The organism is Brevibacterium sp. SIMBA_078, from assembly GCF_046534565.1.
Classification (GTDB): Bacteria; Actinomycetota; Actinomycetes; order Actinomycetales; family Brevibacteriaceae; genus Brevibacterium.
This window is the reverse complement of record NZ_JAWRYQ010000349.1, coordinates 1-259: the sequence shown is the minus strand read 5'-3', so window position 1 is coordinate 259 and position 259 is coordinate 1. Positions and strand designations below refer to the sequence as shown.

The 259-nt window shown below is 59.5% G+C and carries 1 protein-coding gene; it reads left to right on the top strand.

The window, feature by feature from the left end; genetic code table 11:
* A partial coding sequence (locus SB749_RS19985) for an SMC-Scp complex subunit ScpB (protein ID WP_410711842.1) occupies positions 1 to 259 on the top strand: 259 nt, incomplete at both ends.

Below are 259 nucleotides of genomic sequence, written 5' to 3'. Positions count from 1 at the left end.
CTTATCGCTGATTTGGACGGGCGCGCGTTTGAGGTCGCCAAGGTGGCGGGTGGCTGGATGATGCGCACACGCTCTGCCTATGCCCCAGCGATCCGCGCAGCTGCAGATGTTGGTGAACAACTGCTGGACCTGAATGAATTCGATGTCGCGGTGTTGGCGGCTATTGCTTACCACCAGCCGATCACGCGCGAAGGGTTGAAAGGAATTTTCGGGAAAGATATCAGCCGGGAACTGATCGGGCGGCTGCACGCGCGTGACC